This is a genomic window from Noviherbaspirillum malthae (assembly GCF_015352985.1).
GTDB classification, from domain to species: domain Bacteria; phylum Pseudomonadota; class Gammaproteobacteria; order Burkholderiales; family Burkholderiaceae_D; genus Noviherbaspirillum; species Noviherbaspirillum malthae.
Window position 1 is genome coordinate 1 of sequence record NZ_JACYXF010000051.1, and the last position, 16,651, is coordinate 16,651.

Genomic DNA, 16,651 nt, shown 5'->3' on the forward strand with positions numbered 1-16,651 from the left:
AGTTGGATAAGCATTCCTGCGTCCTGGAAATTAAGCAACGCCGGAACATACCATTTACGCATTCAATGTTGCAGTAGCTAGATGAAGAGCCTCCCTAAAAACGCAACACTCCTAATACTACCAGTCCGCAGTAGAAATTCAATTATGTTAAATAGCCCACGCTTATTTTGGTGTCGCAGTAATACGGGCGTCAACATACAGTGAAGGTGAGGCTCGAATACGATTTTTATACGACAACTGCTTTAATGCACATCGGGATAGACGTCGTTAGATGACCGTTAACGTTCAATCCAATGCACGATCTCTAACCGTGCTGCGGATCAAGCCTCATGATGCGCTTGGTAGACCCGCTCGACTTTGCGAGCCTTGAATCAGCGTGATAAGGGTACGCATAGTTTGCGTGCATGTCCCCGCTCAGTCAACTACGTCGAATCGCACCATCATTGCGTGATCTTCGTGACTGATGTTATGACAATGCATCATGTACTTGCCGATAAAGTCACGAAACTGGATGAATACTTCCACCTCCTCACCGTCAATGATCGGATACACGTCCTTGCGGCCGCGCTCATGAGCTGGCGGTGATTTTCCGTCCCGTGACAGGATCCGTCCTTCTTCCATGTGGATGTGTACGGGGTGCAGCCAGCTACCCTTGCTCTCCAGCGTCCAGATCTCAGCCGTCCCTTTTTTTACGGTGAACAGCGGCTTGGTCACGTCAAACAGGTTGCCGTTGACAGTCCAGCTGCCGCCGGAGCGATCGAACTCGAAGTTGCGTCTGCGCACAGCCTTCTTGGTATCAATCGGCGGAAGGTCGCGCAATTTCGCCGGGACTTGGCTCGGGTCATCGACCGCTCCAGCTTTGATTTTAAACTTCAGGATCTCGTCACCGGGGGTGAGGAGTTTTCCTGTCGGTTTCCTGCCGTCGACCTGTTCCAGCCGGTTCACCAGGATGACCTCATCGTCAGCACCGATATTGCCGAAGGCCTTGAAATCGATGATGATGTCGGCACGCTCGGCCGGCGCAACGCGAATCTTCTGCATCGTCAATGGCGCCGGCAGCAGGTTGCCGTCATTGGCGATATAGGTGAAATTCTGTGCACGTCCCTTGTACATGAGGTAGAACTCGTACTGCCGGGACGGGCTGGCGTTCAGGATACGGAAACGGTACTTGCGGCGCCTGACATCAAAGAACGGCTGGATCTTTCCGTTGACGCAGATCTTGTTGCCCAAAATGCCGTCATTATTGAATTGATCCAGCTTCACATAACCACTGGCGTCGAACTGCTTGTCCTGCACCATCAGCGGAATGTCGAAGTCGCCGACGCCGCTGGGCAGGCGCAGCGCTGTCGGGCTAGGGTCGGTCTCATTGCCAGAGTCGATATGGTCGAACAACAAGTAGAATCCGGCGAGTCCCCGGTAGACATTCCCGGCCGTGAAATCCATCCGGTGGTCATGAAACCATAATGTGCCCAGTGCTTCCCGCGCGTCACCGCCGGCATAGGTGTTCGGGTACAAATGGTCCTTCCACCGTCCTGGTGCGGTAAGCGATGGGCCCGCCTTTGTGGCGCTATAGTAGTCACCGGTGAAACCGTCACTCTCGGAGGCACAGTGCAGGTTATGCAAGTGAGTGGAGATCTCCGGAGAACCATACCCGACGGCATCGCCAGGCAAGTTATTGCGAAAGCGGACGCAGACGGGCTCTCCATACCGGGCTACGATCGTCGATCCGGGCAACGTGCCGTTGTAGCCCCAGATCAGGTTCTTGGGCCCTTGCGCATGGAACTGATGTTCTGCCTGCCTGACATCAATATCGTAGAGCACTCGGGGCTGAAACTCGGTCCAGCGCTGGTGTGGGAGGCGTCCAGTCTCGCCGTTTGCTTCATCGCAGTCTGCCGCAGGAGCGGGGGCTAAGGCACCTACTGGCGCCAGTGCTCTATTGACAGGCAGAGGGTCCATCCATGGTGTGGTGGTATAGCCGCCGCTAGGCGTAGTGGTCTGGGCCTGGATATCCCCGATGCGGGACGCAATGATACTGGTACCGGTTGCTACCATGCCGAGTTTCAGGAGGTTCCTGCGGCTGAGCCCGCTTTCTTTAGTAGAGGAAGACGACATGGTCGACACCCTTTCTGTACATGGTAAAAATGTATGTGTAGATAACGGCGTTGTGCCCGGATCCCGACCATTTCATTGGCCGCCTCTGCCTGCTGCTACATCGACGTTCCGTTTGTGACGAGATTAGCCAATTTGGCAATGACGGCCAATAGTACAAATGCCGTACAAGGCTGCGGATCGCAATGGCTAGCTCAACAGCCGCAGCGGTACTAAGAATAAAGCAGCCCTCGTTTTTCGCCTTCTAGCAGGCGGCTGTCATGCAGCATTGTCGTTCTGAGTTTGTGCCCGTTATCAATTGTCTGAGATGAACTCAACAGGGAAGTGCAGGCACCGGCTTTGGGCAGCTAGCCCCAAACAGTACCCCGAAGCTCAGCAAGCACTTTCCTTGGCAAGGGGGGATGTTGCTGCGGCTATGCCGTTAAATGCAAGTGGTAGGCAGAAGACAAGTCACCACGGATACGAGTCGCCGGTGGTCAAATCCGCTGTGGTGTCCAATCCGGCGCTCGAATCGCTGCGCAAGTTCGTGGCGGAAAACCCATCCATTGCCACCATCGGCAAGGACCAGTTCGCCGTCCAGAAGATGCTGGGGCGCGACGGCTACAAATAAGAGCAATCCGTCCTCAGCATTCCTTGTAACTGAACCAGAGTTCTGCAACGAGTCAATGGTACCGCCTATAACGATACCTTTGTCGATTCCATGTCCATGAGCCGTGCTGCGATCAAGCAGCGGCGAATCACACTTCGCAAGCACTGAAAGCAACTGAAAAGGAGAAAACTCATTACCGTCTGGCATCTGTAGTCAGCACTGTGTTCGTCAGATCCTGCTAGAGTATTCATGTCGAAATGGCGAAACTGCGCTTGACAACGCGCCAACGAATTGCATAGGATAAAAGCCGCCCATTACCGCACCATGAGAAAATCCCGTCCATCCAGAATTGTTGCCGCGCTTGTAGCGCTGTTCAGCGTGCTGTTTATGCAGTTCGCAGTAGCGGCCTACGCTTGCCCGACACTGCATCTTGGACAGGCCAACGACACGATGGACATGAGCGCTGACGTCAATGGTATGGCGACCATGTCGGGCTGCGCCGGTGTGGACATTGAGAAGCCTAACCTCTGTCAAGCAGACAGTCACAAAGGAAAGCTTTCCCTGGACAAGCCCGAGCTGCCCAATGTGCCGTCGTTTGCGCCAGCGCAGTTACTAGCGATAGTCATCCCAGTTCATCTTTCCATTCCTTCTGCGCCTTCCACCTCACCAGCAGGCATATTGGCGCGGACTACCGCGCCGCCGTTATCCATCCGCCACTGCTGCTTCAGAATTTGACGCTTCAGATTGCGTAGACCTTCGCTGTACCCGCTTGGCGGGACCAGTGCTGTTCGTTGCTATCTGGAGATTTCATGTTATTCCCCACCCCTGCGCATGCATCCATGCGCCGCGTCGCTCGCCGGTTTGTACCGGGAATGGCTCTCGTTTCAATCTTGGTCTCGACTTCAACGACCGCTTTTGCGGCAGGTGCGCCGCTGACGCTGACTCAAGCACAGCACCTGGCTGTTGAGCGGTCACGTCAGCTGCAGGCCAAGGACTATGCTGTCACTGCATCCCAGGAAATGTCGGTTGCCGCCGCTCAACTACCAGATCCTACGTTGAAGGCGGGGGTCGATAATCTGCCGGTCAATGGATCCGACCGCTTCCGGTTGGGGGCCGATTTCATGACCATGCGTTATGTCGGCGTCATGCAGGAAATTACTCGCTCCGATAAGCGAAAATTTCGTGCCGAACGCTATCAACGAGAGGCGGACAAAACCACCGCGGAGAAAACGGAAGTGGTCGCCAATATTCAGCGCGACACCGCACTTGCCTGGCTGGAGCGCTTTTACGCCGAAGCGATGGCTGCTGTCGTGGACGAGAATGCGACACAGTCGGAGTTCGAAATCCAAGCCGCTGAAGGGGCTTACCGGGCTGGACGCGGCAACCAGGCTGAGATTTTCGCCGCTAAAAGCGCCTTGTCGACCTATCGTGACCGGGCTAGTCAAGTCAACCGTCGCATCCGGAATGCGAAAGTCACCCTTGCACGCTGGATTGGCACCGCCGCCGATTCACCGCTTGCCGGCAAGCCTGCCACAGATACGGTTCGTCTGGACGCGGGTGCGCTCGATACCCAGCTCGCTCATCACCCCCGTATTGCCGTTCTGAACCAGCTCGAAGCCATGGCCGTGGCGGACGCGAAGCTGGCGCACGCCAACAAGCAGCCGGATTGGAGCGTGGAAGTCATGTATCAGCAGCGTGGTTCCGCGTATGACAACATGATCTCGTTTGGCGTCTCCGTGCCGCTGCAATGGGACCAGAAGAACCGTCAGGATCGGGAACTTGCAGCCAAGCTGGCCATGGTCGAGCAGGTCAGGGCCGAGCGCGACGACATGCTTCGTGCGCATGTGGCAGAAACGCGCGCCATGCTCAACGAGTGGGAAAACGGAAAAGAGAGACTGGCCCGTTACACAGAGGAACTGGTCCCGCTGGCAAAGGAACGCACGCTTGCCGCGCTAGCGGCTTACCGCGGCGGAAAGGCGGGCTTGGACGATGTGTTAATGGCACGGCGCAACGAGATCGATGTGCGCCTGGAGGCGCTGGAGCGGGAAGCTGAAACAGCCCGGCAGTGGGCCGAGCTTAATTTCCTGTTTCCAGATAGTGGCTTGAGTCATCCAGCCACTACGCAATACAAGGAATTCAAATGAAAGCAAAAGCAATTGTGCTCGCGTTGGTTGCAGTTGGCGTCGTTGGAGCCGGAGGATATGGCTTGTACTCGGCCGGCATTGATCAAGGACTGAAGTTGGCGGCTCCAGCGCAGGGCGGGACGGCGCCTGCCGGCGCGGCCGGAGGTACGTCAGGCGGCGGCTTGGTGGACTCTGCCACTGGTAAAAAAGTGTTGTACTGGCATGATCCCATGGTACCCGGACAGAAATTCGACAAACCTGGCAAATCTCCCTTCATGGATATGCAACTGGTGCCGGTTTATGCCGAGGATGCTGGTGATGAAGGCAGCGTCTCAATCAACCCACGGATCCAGCAAAATCTTGGAATTCGCACGGCAGAGGTGACGAAAGCGAATCTCGCAGCGGCGCTCGAAGCGGTCGGTAGCGTTGCCTATAACGAACGTGACTTGGTCATGGTACAGGCGCGGAGCAACGGCTTTGTAGAACGGCTGTATGTGCGTGCCCCGCTCGATGCAGTCCGTAAGAGCCAACCTCTGGTTCAGCTTTACGTTCCCGACTGGGTAGCGGCCCAAGAGGAATATCTTTCCGTTAAACGGATGAATGGCACGGGTGCGGAGGCATTTGTCGACGCGGCGCGCCAACGGATGCGCTTGGCCGGCATGACGGATGACCACATCCGCCTTGTAGAAACGACGGGAAAAGTTCAGGCCAGGATGACACTTACGGCACCGGTATCCGGTGTGGTGGCGGAACTGTCCGTGCGCGAAGGCATGACCGTGATGTCTGGCGCGCCGCTGTTTCGCATCAACGGCTTGTCAACCGTGTGGGTCAACGCCGAAGTGCCGGAAAATGTCGCGGCGCAGGTTCGTCCCGGTAACGTCGTCGAGGCACGTACGCCATCGTTGCCCGGAACCGTTTTCAAAGGAAAGGTGAGTGCGATATTGCCGGAAGTGGATCCCACGACGCGAACACTGAAAGCACGGGTCGAGCTTGCCAATTCGGGCAGCCAACTCGTTCCCGGGATGTTTGCGACCGTCAACTTCACACCACATACCCGCCAAGACGTGTTGACCGTACCGAGCGAGGCGGTGATCGCGACGGGTAAGCGAAGCGTCGTGATGATTGCGCAGGGCGATGGCAGGTTCGCCCCGGTCGATGTGGAGGTTGGTATCGAGGTGGATGGCAAGACCGAGATACGAAAGGGCCTTGAGGCAGGCCAGAAAGTGGTGGTGTCGGGCCAGTTCCTGATCGACTCGGAAGCGAGCCTGAAGGGCACCATAACGCGCCTGGGCGAAGTACCTGCGGCAGCCGAGGGTGACAAAGGCGGCGACCAACTCCATCGCGGACAGGGCAAGGTGGAAGTCATCGACAAGGACGAAATCGTTCTCTCGCACGAGCCTATCCCCAGTTTGCAGTGGGGAGAGATGACCATGGGATTCAAGCTTCCACCACAAGGACTGCCAAAGGGCATTGCCGAAGGTGATAGCGTCACCTTCGAGATCCGGCCTCGCAAGGATGGCACCTATGAAGTCACGTCTATTGGTCCGTTGGGCGCTTCCGCTGCTTCAGGCGCGAAGGGTGAAATGAAAGGCGGCATGAGCATGCCCGCAGCGCCGGCAGGAGCCGTCAAATGATTGCCAAGTTGATTCGTTGGTCCATCGCCAACCGGTTTTTAGTGTTGCTGGCAACGATCATGCTCACTGCATGGGGCATCTGGTCACTGACGCGTACCCCGGTGGATGCATTGCCTGACTTGTCCGACGTGCAGGTGATTATCCGAACCACTTATCCCGGACAGGCACCACAGATCGTCGAAAACCAGGTGACGTATCCGTTGACCACCACCATGTTATCAGTGCCGGGGGCGAAGACGGTACGCGGTTATTCGTTCTTTGGCGATTCCTTCGTCTATATCCTGTTCGAGGATGGCACCGATCCGTACTGGGCGCGTTCGCGCGTGCTCGAGTATTTGAACCAGGTTCAAGCGCGGCTGCCACCCCAGGCGAAGGCATCCCTGGGACCCGACGCAACCGGTGTGGGATGGATCTATGAATATGCGCTGATTGACCGGAGCGGAAAAATGGACTTGTCACAATTGCGCGCATTGCAGGACTGGTTCCTCAAGTATGAGCTCAAGACCGTCGCCAACGTCTCCGAGGTCGCCAGCGTGGGCGGCATGGTCAGGCAATATCAGATTGTGCTCGACCCGGACAAGCTGCGTGCCTACAGCATCCCGCACGGAATGGTGATCGAGGCAGTGCAAAAGTCCAATCAGGAAACCGGCGGCTCGGTGCTGGAGCTGGGCGAGGCCGAGTACATGGTACGCGCATCGGGGTATCTCCAGTCCCTCGATGATTTCCGCAAGATTCCATTGACGACCACCTCTGCCGGTGTTTCCGTGCGCCTGGGGGATGTCGCGCGAATACAGCTCGGACCGGAAATGCGTCGCGGTATCGCTGAGCTGAACGGAGAGGGCGAGGTGGCGGGAGGCATCATCGTCATGCGGTCGGGTAAGAACGCCCTTGAAACAATCGATGCCGTCAAGGCCAAGCTACATGCGCTAAAACCCAGCCTGCCGCAAGGAGTGGAAATCATTCCCACCTACGACCGCAGCGGACTGATTAAAAGCGCGGTGGCAAATCTCGAAGAGAAGCTGATCGAGGAATTCATCGTGGTGGCGATCGTCTGCGCGATATTCCTGTTTCACGTTCGTTCTGCGCTGGTCGCCATCGTTTCGCTGCCGCTGGGGATCCTCAGCGCTTATATCGTGATGTACTACCAGGGGGTCAACGCCAATATCATGTCGCTTGGCGGAATTGCAATTGCCATCGGCGCGATGGTCGACGCGGCCGTGGTGATGATCGAAAATGCGCACAAGCATATCGAGGCCTGGCACCAAGCCCATCCAGAACGCAAGCTCAGCGGTGATGAACAATGGCGTGTCATCGGAGATGCCTCGGCAGAAGTCGGTCCTGCATTATTCTTCTCGCTGCTTATTATCGTGCTGTCGTTCATCCCGGTGTTTACGCTCGAAGCCCAGGAGGGGCGCTTGTTCTCGCCGCTGGCATTCACCAAGACTTATGCGATGGCGGCAGCGGCGGGCCTAGCGGTGACGCTGATACCGGTATTGATGGGATACCTGATCCGTGGGCGCATCCCGGAGGAGCAGAAGAATCCACTCAATCGCTTCCTGATCGCGCTTTACCGTCCGCTGCTCGATGGCGTGCTACGCTTTCCGAAGATGACATTGGTGGCCGCCGCCGCCATCGTCGCATTGACCGTGGTGCCGTTGAGCCGGCTGGGCGGAGAATTCATGCCGCCGTTGAATGAGGGTGACCTACTCTATATGCCATCTGCACTGCCGGGACTATCGGCTGGCAAGGTGTCGGAACTCTTGCAGCAGACCGACCGGCTGATCAAGACCGTCCCCGAGGTGCATACCGTGTTCGGCAAGGCAGGACGTGCCGAATCGGCGACCGACCCGGCCCCGCTCGAAATGTTTGAAACCACGATCCAGTTCAAGCCACGGGAGCAGTGGCGACCTGGCATGACGCCCGACAAGCTGGTCGAGGAGCTTGACCGTGTTGTCAAGGTACCCGGACTTTCCAACATCTGGGTCCCTCCCATCCGCAACCGGATCGACATGCTCGCGACTGGCATCAAGAGTCCGGTTGGCATCAAGATCGCCGGAACCCAGCTTCAGGAAATCGACCGTATTACCGGCGAGATCGAGCGTACTGTAAAAAAGGTACCGGGTGTCAGCTCCGCGCTGGCCGAACGGCTGACAGGAGGGCGCTACGTCGATGTCAACATCGACCGCGACGCCGCGGCACGGTATGGATTGAACATTGCGGACGTACAAAGCATCGTGTCGGCGGCAATTGGCGGCGACAACATCGGTGAGACAATTGAGGGACTGCAGCGTTTTCCGATCAACGTGCGCTATCCGCGGGAGGTGCGTGACTCGGTTGAAAGGCTGCGTCAGCTGCCAGTACTGACGGCGCGCGGAGCCCAGATTCGGCTCAGCGACGTTGCCAGCATCCGAATTAACGACGGTCCGCCCATGCTGCGCAGTGAGAATGCCCGCTTGTCAGGCTGGGTCTACGTGGATATTCGCGGCAGGGACCTAAGCTCGGTCGTGGCCGACATGCAGCAAGCAGTGGCAAAGGAGGTCAAGCTGCCTGCCGGATATTCGCTTTCCTGGTCCGGCCAGTTCGAATATCTTGAGCGCGCGGCGGCCAAGCTGAAGGTCGTCGTACCGGCCACCTTGCTAATTATTTTCGTGTTGCTGTACATGACCTTTCAGCGCTTCGACGAGGCAGTGCTGATCATGGCGACGCTGCCATTCGCACTAGCTGGCGGTATTTGGCTGCTCTGGCTACTCGGACACAATCTGTCAGTGGCAAGCGGCGTTGGTTTCATCGCACTTGCCGGCGTTGCCGCCGAGTTTGGCGTCATCATGCTCCTTTATCTAAAGCACGCATGGAACGATAGGGTCATGCTCGGTAAGACGAGTGAAGCAGACCTGCTCGATGCGATCCGCGAGGGCGCGGTGCTGCGGGTGCGTCCCAAGGCGATGACGGTGGCGGTCATTATTGCCGGCCTCGTCCCGGTCATGTACGGCACCGGAACCGGCTCGGAAATCATGCAACGCATTGCCGCACCGATGGTAGGAGGCATGGTCACAGCCCCGCTGTTGTCGATGTTCGTGGTGCCGGTAGTCTATTTGCTCTTGCGACGGCGCGAGCTGCGAAGCGCACAACGCCGCGAGCAGAGGGCGCAGGAAACGCGGTTGAAGGCCGCCTGACGATTTCGCAGTTCACAGTAACGTGTGTAAGTCGTCCAGCGTGAGCGAGGCGTGGGAAGCGCAAGGGCGCCATGGATACGCGCATTGGCGTCTATGCGTCGAGATTGTGTCTTTGCAGGCGTTATAAAGCTTAGAGGTGCTATGTTTTTATTGGGAAAATGGATACCGAAGGAGGTGGTCAACACCTACATTCTGCTATGGGGCCTGACGGTAGTTCCAATGCTGGTCTATATTTTCTGGGGCATGTGGAAAGCCAGGCGCCATGGCCGCCTGGCGCGGCCGGAAAGACGGAAACGCAAAAAACGCACACGGCATTGACAGCGTGCCTGAGGTTGCGAGCTTCCGATACGCGTTAGCGGCAAGATCATCATCTAGGTACGCGTATAGACCAGCGTACCGCTGAATTGGAAAGCAATGTCTTGCCGTCCACGAGTCGCATGCGGCCAGCCGTTCTCCTGGTACGAATGGCGTTCTGCTCGGCGATTTCACTTTGACCGTCAATGCAGCTGCAAGAGATCCTGCAAATCCGAGTAGCAACGGTATCGTCTACAAATTCAGGGGGGACGTGACCGTGTTTTGCAGCAGGCGTTGCCCCTGATCTGGAGATCAACGACGTGTCTGACATGGTGGCATGGGCATTCTATTATCATATTAGGGTTAATCCTCTAACCTGATCGCCCATTGATATCATGGATATACCAAAACAGATTCGAGACTGTGGTCTGCGGGCTACGCTTCCTAGAGTACGGGTGCTGCAGCTGTTCCATGAACATCCGGGAAAGCATCTTTCTGCGGATGATATTTCTCACCTGCTTGCGAATGAGAAGATTAACGTCATCTTGCCTACCGTGTACAGGGTATTGATGCAGTTTGCTGATGCGAATATCCTGATTCGTCACACATTCGACGCAGAGCGCGCCGTCTTTGAGCTCAATGAGGGTTCGCATCATGATCATCTTATTTGTACCAAGTGTGGCCGAGTAGACGAGTTCATTGATGAGGCGATCGAGCGCCGCCAAAAGGCCGTCGCCCAACAAAGGCGATTTGTGCTCCAGACACATACGCTTACGCTGTATGGTCTCTGCGCGCAATGTGCATCACGCGTTCGTTAAAGCAGGGCCTTCGCCGGTTTCATGTATTCGCAGTGCTGGGCGCAACCTACCGACAAGGGGCAGGCCAGTCGCTTACGACTGAGTGACAAACGTCCACGTCCGACTGACGGCACGGTTATCAATGAGGCCTCGAAACGTGACTTCATAGGTGGTGGCAGGCGCAAGCGGGACAAGAGGAATGATTGATGCCGCGGAGCTTGGCGTGTAACGGTCGGTGCCGGCTGTCAGTAATCGTACGGGGAGCGCTGCACTGCCGCGCGGCTGAATGGTAAAGCTTTCTACCTGTACAGTCGACGTCACATTCGCGTGGACGCTGATGGGGTAGCCGACTTCATTCTGCTCAGGAACAGGGTCGGGCAATTCATTATCGCTTTGAAAATTTTGGGGGACTTGCTGCTGCCCGTTAAAGGGATAGGTAACGATGTCGCTGGCGCCAAGTCCTCTGTCTAGCCCGACTGCACCGAAGTTCGTGGTGAAATAGGTCATGCCGCGCGCCGATGTTACAGCGCCGCTGCCTGCCTCTTTAAACATAGGTTCGAATGCCACGAACCGGTGATAGATAGCCGCAATCAACTCCTCCGCAGACCTGAAGCCGGAGGTATAACTGGTACTGGAGATGATCTCACCGTACATATAGCCCGCCGTCCCCAGCTCGTAGCCGGCATTGGCAAGGCGTTCGCCAAGCGTGGCACCGGTAAAATCCGCATCTGTCCGTGTTTGTTCATGCGAAATGATGTTATTCGTGGCCTGGTACCTCGAATGCCCAAGCGCAGCAGTGTCAATACGGTTATTGCGCGTCACGCTGGCCAGGCCCACCTGAGTACGTCTGAAATTGAACCAGTTGAAACCGTCCGTTGCGATGTTTCCCGTCGCTTGCGGTGCTCCTGGCTCTGGGGTGGGTGCAGCCGACGCGGCCGCGGTACTGGACGCGACGTTGTCAGTGCCACTTCCACCACCACAACCAGCCAGGGCGATGGAGAGCAGAACAGCAAGGAGCCATTTTTTTGAGAGGGCAGTATGCAAGCGATACCTCCAGCGAGCGATTCGGATTCAGGGGGCGCTCAGCCTGAGTCACCAGTGGTGACCGACGGGTGAGATGGCATGGCGATGTCATGTGGCAGAACGCTTTGTTTGCAAATGACAATGTCCGGTATGACTGATAGCCATAGAAGTGGTTCATCCCATATGCAATGCCGCAGGAGATAACCATCGATCGATCCAGTCAGTCGGAGCCGGCTCAACTCTGACTCTGCTGCAAAAGGCCGCCGGGTGGATTGGCAACAGCAAGCCGGCATGCTTCCACGACGTTCAATGCAGCCCGTTCATAGGAGTACTCGCGCACACGGGCCACGCTCATCCTTGAACAATTCTTCCATGTCTCTTCGTTCGTCAGCAACATCGCCGCACGGGAAACCCATTGTTCTGGGTCCAGCGCACACACAAAGCCGTTTTCCCTATCACGGATGAGTTCGCCTGCCGCACCTGCGTATGGAGAGGAAATGACAGCCAGGCCTGCGGCGCAAGCCTCGTTCACGACAACGCCCCAAGGATCACAATGGGTAGGAAACAGGAAAAGGCGGGCCTTCCAATAGAAGGGTGGCAGTTCCCGATGATCTTTGAATCCATGGAATTGCGCATCGACTACCTCGGCATGGGCCGCTGCGTATTGCCTAAGCATCGCTTCCTGGTCGCCCGCACCGATAAACAGGATGCGGGTCCTGCGGCGGAGTACGCCTGCGGCCCCGATGGCAACCTCGAGTGCGAACCTGGGATTCTTGACCTCTTCGATTCGGCCACAAAAGACAAAATCAAAAGGCCTTCGCATAGGGGTACCCTTGGCAGCAAACAATTCATTGTCAATGCAGAGGGGGACCTTGAAGCAGCGTTCTGCAGGGATCTGATAATGACTGAATAGTCGGACCCCGCCGTCGCTTGCAGCCAGAAAAGCCTTCGATCTGGCAAAGACGAAGCGCCGTATGCTCTTATGGATTCGGCTAAGGGAATGCTCAGACCAGTCGGTACCGTCAGTCATGGGAACATGCGGGATACGCTTAGCCAGCGCATAGGCGAGCGCATACAGATGCGTGGGGTTGAATCCTCCGGTGATGACGACATCAGGCGCAAAGCGATGCAATGCCGGGATGACATCTACGTTATTGTGTATATACCGGCCGCTTTTTTCGATGACGTTTTCACGCAGACAGACATAGCCGAAGTCCAGCGGCGGCAACACCCATTGTCGGTTCGGCTCGCGCATCGTGCAGAGAATAACCTGCAGGGTAACGCCTGGCATCTTGGCAAGAAGGCTAAATAGCGGTACACGGTAGGGCGGGAGCTCATTGGTCACAATAGCGATACGAAGCATGTTTGGACTCGTGTTCAGGGGTGCGTAAGAAAGTAACGCTATGGGTCACACGTGGGCAAGGCCGCGTTGGCGGTTCTGGTGCGTTCGGGATGAAAACACTTCATTGACATGGCTTGCGAACCTACAAGGCAATAGCACGCTTGCCACCACCCCTTGAGGTAAGGGGGATGTCGAACGATAATGCCGCCATCACGCAGGATCACGTCAGAAAAGAAAGGCGCGCCAGGCACGACATCATCCAGAGCATCGACTTTACAGGAAGTGGCAGCCGGCAATAGTGATGGTGCCGGCTACTCGCCGATGAACACCGATCGATTCGCGTCGATACGGAGGAAGACATGGCGAAGCTGGAGTGTCGCGTCGTTTCAACGGTATATGAGACGCAATTCATGTCGTCAATGCATAGGCAAATCCTTCCACGCCTTGTTGAGCGCAATGTGATGTGGTGGTCGACCGGCGAGTCGAATCGTTCGCAACGTGCACCCAACAGGGTGCGATCGCGGTCAATGGCAGATGTCTTCCCAGCCCGATATCCCACCCCAGGAATGATGGAGGAACGAAGGAGTTTGCACCTATTGTCCGCTGCGATAAGTCATGTCTTGTGGGTTGCCGTAGGGGCTATTACCGCCACCACGTGTTGCCATGCCGGAACAGCCAGCCACAAGCAGAACAAGCAGCACTGTAGAAATTGCTTTCATGTCATTTCCTGTTTTTCAAATTGGAGATACGGCGCTTAAGCACCTTGGCCTCTTCATCTTGAGCGATGGACATTACAAACAGATGACAAGAGGATTACATGTCGTGCCGGTATGCGTTAAGTCAGAAGGGCGATATAAACTTTTCAAGCATCGCCTCAGTCGATACAGAGGTACTTCATCATCCCCGCGCTTCGCCGAAGGACATTTGCGCAAAACGCAGCCTGGACGGAGGACATGGCATCGCATAAGTGCCCTCAAGCGTTATGCGTCGCTGTGTTCGCGCGTAAGTGGAATGCGATGGCGCCGTGGCAATGTGCTTTGTGGAATAGCACTTGCTGTGAGTGGACAGGTGCCATGAGCGAAGTTCTTGCGCTGCATGGAACGCCATCTGTGCGCTGGATGACGAAGGAGTGGGTGTAGTAATCGATACTGAATGGCAAATGACACGATAGAAGACGGGGGTTGTGTGGATAGGTATAAAAAAGAGGGCGCGCTTAACCCTGCGAGCCGGTCGCGACGGCGGTTCGTCACTGGCCTGGCCGCAGGTGGGGCATTGGCAGTCGCCGGGCCATTCGGGCGTCTTGCATGGGCCGCTTCCGATACTGGCAAGATAAAGACAATGCAGGGGACCGAGTTTGATCTCGCTATCGGAAGTACGCCGGTGAACTTCACTGGGAAAGAACGCCACGCAACGACGGTCAACGGAGGCGTTCCGGGACCCTTGCTGCGCATGCGTGAAGGGACAACAGTTACCTTACGGGTGACCAACCGCCTCGCCGAGGACTCCTCCATCCACTGGCATGGGCTAATCCTTCCGTTTGAAATGGATGGGGTTCCCAGCTTCAGCTTTCCGGGCATTGGTCCCGGCGAGACCTTTACTTACCAGTTCAAGGTGCAACAGAGCGGCACCTACTGGTATCACAGCCATAGTCGTTTCCAGGAACAGACAGGGGTTTACGGGCCGATCGTAATCGATCCCGCCGGCCCGGATCCGATTCAGGCAGACCGAGATTATGTCGTCATGCTAAGCGATTGGACTGACGATGAACCCGAGTGGATTTTTCGGCGACTGAAGCAGTCCTCGGACTTCTTTAACTATCAGATGCCGACGGTGGGAGATTTCTTTCAGGATGTACGACAGATGGGTTTGTCCAAGGCGTTTGAGAAACGGCGCATGTGGGACCAGATGCGGATGAACCCCACCGATCTCGGTGATGTCTCCGGCGCCACTTTCACTTACCTGACCAACGGTACCTCGCCTGCCGGCAACTGGACAGCGATTGCACGGCCTGGCGAACGGGTCCGCTTGCGCTTTATTAACGGCGCGGCAACCTCCATATTTGATGTGCGTATTCCAGGCTTGAAAATGACCGTGGTTTCCGCGGACGGTCAAAACGTTGAGCCGGTGACGGTCGATGAATTTCGGATTTCAGTCGCAGAAACCTATGATGTGGTGGTGCAGATGCCGGATGACCGTGCCTACACGATCTTTGCGCAATCCATTGACCGGAGCGGCTATACCAGGGGAACACTCGCTCCCAGGTTGGGAATGTCAGCGGCCGTCCCGGAAATGGATCCGAAAACCTGGTTATCCATGGTCGACATGGGGATGGGAAACATGCCGGGCCATGACATGGGCGCGATGAACGTGCAGGGAAGTCCCCAACCTTCTGCAGCGATGGGGCAGTCGCACCCGCCCGGCGGTCAACATGGCGGCGCAGCGGGTACGACAGCAACGTCGCCGTCGCCCGGGGCCGGTCACGCGATGCATGACATGCCAGGCCATACGATGGGAGGGGCAACTCCAGGCGCAGCGCAGGCCGCGCCGTCCGGCATGGCCGGACATGACATGTCTGCCATGAACTCCCAGAGCACGCCGGCCTCCGCGCAAGGCGGTGGCAACATGGCGGGTCACACCATGGAGGGAATGGCAGGCATGTCGGGCCATGACATGTCTTCTATGCAGGACATGACGATGCTAGGCACTGAACCTGGCGTCGATTCCCGCTCAATGGCGCCTTCGAAGTCACTGAGTGATCCCGGGCCCCGATTGCGCGACAACGGGCGTCGGGTCCTTACTTATGCAGACCTGCGTACCATCGGTGGCCCTATTGACCAACGTCCCCCTTCGCGCGAAATTACGCTGCGGTTGACTGGAAACATGCAGCGCTTTATCTGGGGATTTGATGGCAAAAAATTCCATGAAGCCGAGCCAGTCTATTTCAAATATGGTGAGCGGCTTCGGGTCACGCTGATCAATGACTCGATGATGAACCATCCCATTCATTTGCACGGCATGTGGAGCGAGGTCGAGAACGAGAATGGGCAGTTCCAGGTTCGCAAGCATACGGTCAATGTCCAGCCAGGCAAGCAATTGACCTTTCAGGTCACCGCTGACGCCATTGGACAGTGGGCGTTTCATTGCCATCTTTTATATCATATGGAAGCGGGTATGTTCCGCAAGGTGATCGTCGCATGAGTATTTACCTGCCAACCTGTCGTGAAACTCATCGCCGGCGGTTGCCTGCGTTGCCTACTCTTGGCGTAGCGATCGGCTTGCTCCTCGCTGGCCCCGCCGTCTTTGCGCAATCGACAATGCCCGGAATGGACCACGGATCTATGCCGGGCATGAATCATGGTGCCATGCCCGGTATGGATCATGGCTCCGGGAATACCCAGTCAAACGCACCGGCTGTCACGCCCGCTCCTGCGCAACAGCCGCCATCCCGCGCTCCAGCGCCATCGCATGAGTCACATCCAGCCCTCTCCAGCCCGGCGTCTGGCATGCCGGCGCCGGCAGGCGCTGGTCGTAGCATCCCTGGTGATCCTTCGTCCGGAACAACCCCGA

The 16,651-nt window shown here is 56.7% G+C and carries 12 protein-coding genes; 7 read left to right on the plus strand and 5 right to left on the minus strand.

Going from position 1 to position 16,651, the window contains the following annotated elements:
* Positions 1-414: 414 nt before the first annotated feature.
* A complete protein-coding gene (locus tag IGW03_RS28730) occupies positions 415-2,112 on the minus strand; it encodes a multicopper oxidase family protein (protein WP_225984968.1) in 1,698 nt (565 codons plus the stop codon).
* A 469-nt stretch (positions 2,113-2,581) separates the two neighbouring features.
* Here IGW03_RS28730 and IGW03_RS28735 point away from each other — a divergent pair, with 469 nt between their 5' ends.
* From IGW03_RS28735 to IGW03_RS28760, 6 genes are all read left to right on the plus strand, one after another.
* Positions 2,582-2,719 carry a hypothetical protein gene (locus IGW03_RS28735; RefSeq protein ID WP_192805321.1) on the plus strand — a complete coding sequence of 46 codons (138 nt, stop codon included), beginning with the start codon at positions 2,582-2,584 and terminating at the stop codon, positions 2,717-2,719.
* Between the two features lie 303 nt (positions 2,720-3,022).
* Positions 3,023-3,433, plus strand: a complete 411-nt coding sequence (locus tag IGW03_RS28740) for a hypothetical protein (protein ID WP_151639342.1) — start codon at positions 3,023-3,025, stop codon at positions 3,431-3,433.
* Positions 3,434-3,507: 74 nt separating this feature from the next.
* Positions 3,508-4,842, plus strand: a complete 1,335-nt coding sequence (locus IGW03_RS28745) for a TolC family protein (RefSeq protein WP_228536160.1) — start codon at positions 3,508-3,510, stop codon at positions 4,840-4,842.
* Positions 4,839-6,455: an efflux RND transporter periplasmic adaptor subunit gene (locus IGW03_RS28750; protein WP_151639341.1), complete on the plus strand. Its 1,617-nt coding sequence runs from the start codon at positions 4,839-4,841 to the stop codon at positions 6,453-6,455. The genes IGW03_RS28745 and IGW03_RS28750 overlap by 4 nt, the downstream gene beginning before the upstream one ends.
* A complete protein-coding gene (locus IGW03_RS28755; RefSeq protein WP_151639340.1) occupies positions 6,452-9,628 on the plus strand; it encodes an efflux RND transporter permease subunit in 3,177 nt (1,058 codons plus the stop codon). Before IGW03_RS28750 ends, IGW03_RS28755 begins: the two co-directional genes overlap by 4 nt.
* A gap of 689 nt (positions 9,629-10,317) precedes the next feature.
* On the plus strand, positions 10,318-10,740 hold the full coding sequence (locus IGW03_RS28760) for a transcriptional repressor (protein WP_151639339.1): 423 nt from the start codon (positions 10,318-10,320) through the stop codon (positions 10,738-10,740).
* Between the two features lie 72 nt (positions 10,741-10,812).
* On the opposite strand, the gene IGW03_RS28765 is transcribed toward IGW03_RS28760, so the two are convergent.
* The 3 genes from IGW03_RS28765 to IGW03_RS38725 form a co-directional block, all read right to left on the minus strand.
* Positions 10,813-11,763 carry a CAP domain-containing protein gene (locus IGW03_RS28765; protein WP_194725958.1) on the minus strand — a complete coding sequence of 317 codons (951 nt, stop codon included), beginning with the start codon at positions 11,761-11,763 and terminating at the stop codon, positions 10,813-10,815.
* A gap of 214 nt (positions 11,764-11,977) precedes the next feature.
* The gene (locus tag IGW03_RS28770) at positions 11,978-13,105 is read right to left on the minus strand and encodes a glycosyltransferase family 4 protein (RefSeq protein WP_228536161.1); all 1,128 of its coding nucleotides are present in this window, start codon (positions 13,103-13,105) and stop codon (positions 11,978-11,980) included.
* A gap of 572 nt (positions 13,106-13,677) precedes the next feature.
* The gene (locus IGW03_RS38725) at positions 13,678-13,803 is read right to left on the minus strand and encodes a hypothetical protein (protein ID WP_264158769.1); all 126 of its coding nucleotides are present in this window, start codon (positions 13,801-13,803) and stop codon (positions 13,678-13,680) included.
* Between the two features lie 433 nt (positions 13,804-14,236).
* Here IGW03_RS38725 and IGW03_RS28775 point away from each other — a divergent pair, with 433 nt between their 5' ends.
* Positions 14,237-16,282: a copper resistance system multicopper oxidase gene (locus tag IGW03_RS28775; protein WP_151639337.1), complete on the plus strand. Its 2,046-nt coding sequence runs from the start codon at positions 14,237-14,239 to the stop codon at positions 16,280-16,282.
* A gap of 216 nt (positions 16,283-16,498) precedes the next feature.
* Here the strand turns inward: IGW03_RS28775 and IGW03_RS38365 are convergent, their stop codons facing one another.
* Positions 16,499-16,645 (minus strand): hypothetical protein, encoded by a 147-nt coding sequence (locus IGW03_RS38365; RefSeq protein WP_225984965.1) that lies wholly within the window; start codon positions 16,643-16,645, stop codon positions 16,499-16,501.
* Positions 16,646-16,651 lie beyond the last annotated feature (6 nt).